At 72.1% G+C, this 5,882-nt stretch carries 4 protein-coding genes; all 4 read right to left on the bottom strand.

The genetic code is table 11. The annotated features are described in order from the left end of the window. Nucleotides 1-159 precede the first annotated feature (159 nt). Nucleotides 160-891 (bottom strand): hypothetical protein, encoded by a 732-nt coding sequence (locus tag EIO58_RS11430; protein ID WP_127819647.1) that lies wholly within the window; start codon nt 889-891, stop codon nt 160-162. Nucleotides 892-1,089: 198 nt separating this feature from the next. After that, a complete protein-coding gene (locus EIO58_RS11425) occupies nt 1,090-1,785 on the bottom strand; it encodes a response regulator (RefSeq protein WP_127819646.1) in 696 nt (231 codons plus the stop codon). Further along, nucleotides 1,785-3,923, bottom strand: coding sequence for a sensor histidine kinase (locus EIO58_RS11420; RefSeq protein WP_127819645.1), 2,139 nt, complete (start codon nt 3,921-3,923; stop codon nt 1,785-1,787). The genes EIO58_RS11425 and EIO58_RS11420 overlap by 1 nt, the downstream gene beginning before the upstream one ends. Continuing rightward, on the bottom strand, nt 3,920-5,882 hold a 1,963-nt coding region (locus EIO58_RS11415), incomplete at its 5' end, for a sensor histidine kinase (RefSeq protein ID WP_205789238.1). The genes EIO58_RS11420 and EIO58_RS11415, both read right to left, overlap by 4 nt.

Below are 5,882 nucleotides of genomic sequence, written 5' to 3'. Positions count from 1 at the left end.
CCGCGGGGTCGATGGTCTGCTGGCCGGGCACCGCCGCCTCGGAGGCCAGCGCCTCGGGGTCCGGATCCGAGCCGGACTCGCCCGGCGCGGCGCACCCGGCGAGCATCGCCACGACGATCGCGGCGAGCCCGACCGCGCCGATCCGCTGCAGGAGCGAGCTCATCGCGCGGGATCCGGTTCGGTGACCCGGCTACGCCCGACGGCCAGCCAGAGACCCGTGACGGCCAGCCAGACCGGCATGAAGACGCCGGGCAGCCCGGGCACGCCGCTGACGACGATCGCGCCGAGGGTGAGGATGCCGAACAGACCGGAGAACCCGCCCAGGATGCGTGAGACGCTGCGCTCGCGGAAGGCCATCCAGGCGAGGGCGAGGGCGCTGGCCACCAACCCGGTCCATCCGATATAGGCGCCGAAGTCGGTGAGCATGTAGTAGACGAACAGCCCCTCCTCGTCGTACATCCCGGCCTCCGGCCCGAGGTAGTTGGCGAGCGCTCCGCGCCACCCGTAGCCGAGCGTGATGACTCCGGTCGCAGCGATGAGCCCGCCGCTGACCACACGGGCAGCGGTCGAGCGCGTGAATCGTGCATCGGCGTGACGGCGCCACGCCGCCGCGAAGACGATGAGGCAGAGGATCGCCACGAGGCCCGCGGTGAAGCCGATGCGACCGAGAAGCGGGTCGAGTCCGATCATGTCTGCGGATGTGACGGCGTAGGCCTCGCCGTTGGCGACCGCCTCGATCTCGCCGGCGGGTCGCAGGTCGGTGGCGACGGTGCCGACCGTGCCGGCGATGCCGGCGACGACCGCCCAGAGGGGCCAGGCGGCGAAGCGAGTGCGCCCGCTCTTCGGGGGCGCGCCGGCCCCCGGCTGTGCAAGATCGGATGTCGAAGACATGAGAGATGGCTTTCGTGTCGAAGGGCGTGGCCCGGCCACGCGACCGCTGTCTGCGGCATGCCCTCAGCCTCGATGGCCTGGCACCCCGGGCATCAGGTGCGGTTGTCCTCGATCGATCGGGGACGCCGGCCGGGACGCGGCCGGGACGCGCCTGGGACGCAGGCGGACCCCGCGACCGTGTCGCATGGCCGGTCGGCGTCAGCGGCTCAGGCCGTCGCTGCCGACCTCGCCGCTCACGCGTGTTCCGTAGCCTGCTTCGCGCGCCATGACGATCAGCGCGCTGCGGTCGGGCGCGCCCAGCTTCGTGATGATGCTGTACACGTAGTTGCGCACCGTCTTGCTCGTCAGCACCAGCGTGCGCGCGATGGACCCGTTGTCGAGTCCCCGCGCGACCAGATCCAGCACTTCGGCCTCACGATCGGTGAGCTCGGGGAACCGCCGGGGCCCGGCATCCGTCATGGCCCCGCTGAAGTAGGCGACCGCGCGGGCCGCCACGTCCGAGCCGAACAGCACCTGCCCGTCCGCGACGGCATGGATCGCCCGCTCGACCTCGAGCGGTGTCGCCACCTTCAGCAGATACCCCCTGGCTCCGGCGCGCATCGCGGCGAAGAGCGACCGGTCGTCGCCGAGCATGGTGAGCACGAGCACGGCGGTCGCCGGTCGCCGCTGCACGACGAGCCGGGTCGCGTCGATGCCCGACTCGGCGCCGAGGTCGAGGTCCATCAGCACGACGTCGGGCGCGTGATCGTCCACGAGCGTGAGCGTCTCGTCGACAGTGGCGGCGTCGCCCACGACCGTGACCCCGTCGAGCGTGTCGAGCAGCGACATGATGCCGCGGCGGAACAGCGGGTGGTCGTCGACCACCGCGACCCTTATCGCGCTGTCGTTTCGCATCACGGCTCCTTCCGCGGCGCGGCATCAGCCGCGCCGCGTGAGTTCATTGTGCCCGGCGGCAGGGGGATGCTCGCGCGAAGCCTCGTGCCGCCCGACGTGCTCGAGACCGTGACATCTCCGCCATGCGCCCCTGCCCGCTCACGCATCGAGGTCATCCCGATTCCCGAGCGTGCGCCGGGAGGGATGCCTCGACCGTCGTCCGTGATCTCCACGACGGCCTGCGCCGCCGACGCCTGGACCGCGATCGTCACGGTCTTCGCGTGCGCGTGGCGGGCCGCGTTGGCGAGGGCCTCTGCAGCGATGAAGTACAGCGTCTGGGCGACCTCGGCGGAGAGGTGGGATGCGCCCTCCGCGATGACGCGGACCCGCAGCGAAGGCGAGTCGAAGCGACGGGAGAGCGCAGTGAACGCCTCGGCCAGCTGGTCGCCGTCGAGCGGGCGCGGCGCAACCGCGTTGGCGAGATCGCGCACGTCGCGGACCCCGCGGTGGACGTCGTGCGACAGTTCCGCGAGCAGCTGCCCAGCGCGCTCCGGGTGTCCTGGAGCGAGGTTCTGCGCGGCTGCGAGGCTGAATCCGATCCCGGCGAGAGCCGGGCCCAGTCCGTCGTGCAGCTCCCGCCGGATGCTGCGTCGCTCGTCGGCCCGGCGCGCGACGAGCTCGCCGCGCGCATGATCGAGCACGTCATATGCCTCGGCGAGGCGCACGACGGTGGTGACCAGTCCCGCGACGTCGGCGAGCACGACGAGCGTGCGGCGGTCGAGTCGCTGACTTGCAATCGGCTGCACGAGCAGCTCGCCGACGATCTCCTCACCGGCTGTCAGCGGCACACGGCTGATCGCGGCCTCCGTCTCGCGTCCCGCCTCCGCAGCCACGGAGCCGGCGCGGATCGCGACCCAGCCCAGGCGCAGCACCGCACGGAGAGTGTGCGCCAGATCGTTCAGTCCTTCGGCTCCCGGGTGGAGTTCGCCGATCCGCTCGCCCAGGCGTGCCAGCAGGTGCGCCGGATCGGCGCCCTCGCCGTAGATCAACCGATCGATGCGGCGCTGCAGCCATCCCCGCAGGGGCAGGATCGCGACGGCGATCAGGACCGGGAGCATCAGAGACAGCCCGGCGACCGGCGCGAGCGTGACGGGCAGCACGGTGACCGCGACGAGGTACGCGGCGACGCCGCTGAACGTCAGCAGCGCCCACAGCAGCAGGCGGCTCACCACGAGCTCGACGCCCCAGAGCCTCTGCCCGAGCACCACCACGAGGATGGCTGCCGGGTAGAGGATCTGCCCGAGCACCGGGGCCGCAAGGCCGAACTCCACCGTCCACCGCGGCAGGCGCAGTCCTTCGGGCAGCACGAGCGCGAGGTACGACAGCGTGAGGAAGGAGTGCCCGAGCGTGAGCCACGCGAGGCCCGCGCGGGCGCGGCCACGCGCACGCCACCACCGCGCGACGAGGATTCCGCACGAGACGAACGAGATGGCGACCGCCAGGAACGACGGTGCGGTGTAGAGCGATGGCAGAACGGCCTGGTATGAAGCGACGTCGATCGCGAGCGGATTGCGCGGTGTCGCCACGCTCTGCTGGGTCAGGCTCACGAAGAACGCCGCGCCGGCTGTCACAGCGCAGAGCAGCACGATCCCGCGCTGCCATCGCGGAATGCGACGACGCGTCACGAGGATCGGCAGCGCCGCGGTCATGAACGTGCCGGGCACGTAGCCCCACCCCGCGGCGAACGCGAGCAGGCCCCACAGCGGCAGGCCGGGCGTCTGCGCGCCGAGCAGCCCGTACTGCACGCCGAAGGCGGTGATGCTGGATCCGACAGCGTGGATCGCGATGATGACACCGACCGCATGGGGACGCCGCGCGAGGATCAGTGCGCTGACCGGTCCGTAGATCAGCGCGACCGTCACACCGATGTCGGCGAAGCGCGAGCGCATCTCGAGCGGCGCCTGCGAAAGGAACACTCCGGGAAGCGGCTCGGCGGGCAGATGCGCCGTCCACGCGATCGCGAGCGAGGCCAGTGCCAGCGCCCACGACACCGCCCATACCGTGCCGGCGATCGCGCGGCGGGATGCGGCATCCGTCGACGTCTCTCGCGATCGGCGGGTCGTGGGGTCGCGCACCATCGCGGGCAGGCGAGCGGTCATCGCGGGATCACCGCCTCGACAGCGCCATCGTGCGTCGTCTGCCACGCGGCCCCGAGCTCACCGGCACGATGTCGCAGGGACTCGCGCACCGGGTGCGCTGCCTGATCATCGTGGAGACGAACCCGAATGCGCACGCTTTCGTCGCTGGTGACGACGGATGCCTCGACCGCCGCGATCGCATCCAATCGGCGCGCCTGCGCCACGGCCTCGGCGACGAACAGGTACACGCCCAGCTGCAGCGGGGAGTCGAGCACATCGGCGCCGTGGGCCGAGGTCGTCACCCTGATGCCGTCACGCGAGGCCGTCGCCGCGAGCTCGGCGAGCGCACCTTCGAGGTCGCCTTGGTCGAGCGCGGTCGGCAGCAGCGTGCGCGCGAGTCGCCGGACGTCCGCGGCGCACGCTGTCGTCTCGTCGCGCAAGTCGGCGATCATGGCGGGAGCGCGCTGGTCCCCGGTCGTCAACAGTGTCTCGGCGGCCGCGATCCCGAATCCGATACCGGCGAGCGTCGGTGCGAGCTGGTCGTGCAGCTCGGCGTGCAGCAGTCGCCGCTCTTCGTGGCGCACCTCGAGGGTGCGGCGACGCGTCGACGCCACCTCCTCGTTCACCGTCGCAAGCATCACCGCGCCCGCGATCAGACCGGCCGTCTGCTCGAGCACCGGCAGCACCGTCGTGTCGATGTGCCGCCCAGGCAGGTCGGTCACCGTGATCCGCCCGATCGGCTGACCGCCCGCGACCAGCGTCACCGCGCCCGACTCGGAGGCCGCGGCACCGACCCGGACGGGACCCGGCGCCGACACCAGGAGGATCTCGACGGAGGACAGGCGGAATGTCTCGCGCAACGACGAAGCGATGGCCCGTACGCCGTCGGCGTCGTCTTCGGGTACGGGATCTCCGACCTGCGATGCGAGGCGGCGGAGCATGGCGCGCGCGTCGGGTACGACGTCGGCGAACAGCCGATCGTGGTGCGAACTCAGCCGACGGATCGTCCCGCCGAGCACGAGCGCGAGGACGGCGGCCGCGACCGCCCCGCCGATCGCAGCGTCGACGCCGGCGAAGAGCGTGAGGGCCGTGACCGCGAGGTACGCGCTGACTCCGAAGGCGAGCGCCTGCACCGTCGCGATGCCGTCGATCATGCGGCGGCTCATGGCGATGCCGTCCCGCACCACGATGGCGGCGAGGATGCCGACGGGCAGGAGTGCCTGCGAGAGCACGAAGAGGCCGTCGAGCATCAATGCCGCCGGCACGGGCAGCGGAGCGATCAAGCGCGCGTAGCTGACGATGAGGAGGATCGCCCCCGCGAGGAACCAGGTGAGCGCTGCCCGCTCGCGCTCGGTTCCCTCACGCCAGCGGCGCACGAGCACCAGCCCGCCCACGAAGAAGCTCACGAGCGCCCAGACGAGCGGGGCGATGACGAGCAGCCTGGGCCTGAAACCGGCGAGCTCGATCAGCGAGAGCAGGAGGCTCAAGGTGGGAGCTCCGAGCGCGACGGCGATGGCGGCACGCCGAGGGTGCCCTTCGCGCCGCGCTACGAGCCAGGGCAGCAGCGCGATGGCCGCCACCTCGGTGACCCGCGCAGCGTGCATGAGCACGGCCCGCGCGGGCGGCATGGCAGGTGCCGCAGGCATGAGGGAGTTCAGCACAGCGGCGAGCGCCAGCCACCCGCTCGTGATGGCCAGCGCGCCCAGGACCGCCGCGAGGTCGCGGCGCCGGAACGAGTACGCGACGACCGCGACCGGCGCGTACACGACAGCCGTGATGAGGAGCCGCGTCGTCGACGAGGGATCGCTCCCGCTGATCACAGCGATGAGCAGTGCGGCGACGGCGGGGACCACCCCCAGGATCGCGATCGCGAGCCCGCCGGCTGCGGGTCCCGACGCCCGGCGCGCGCGGGTCATGACCGGCCGCGCCGCGGACGCGAGCGCATGCTCGGACGGACCGTCCGTCGGCGGGGTCTGTGCG

Source organism: Microbacterium sp. CPCC 204701 (genome assembly GCF_004010105.1).
Taxonomy (GTDB): domain Bacteria; phylum Actinomycetota; class Actinomycetes; order Actinomycetales; family Microbacteriaceae; genus Microbacterium.
This window is presented reverse-complemented; position numbering and strand designations above follow the sequence as displayed.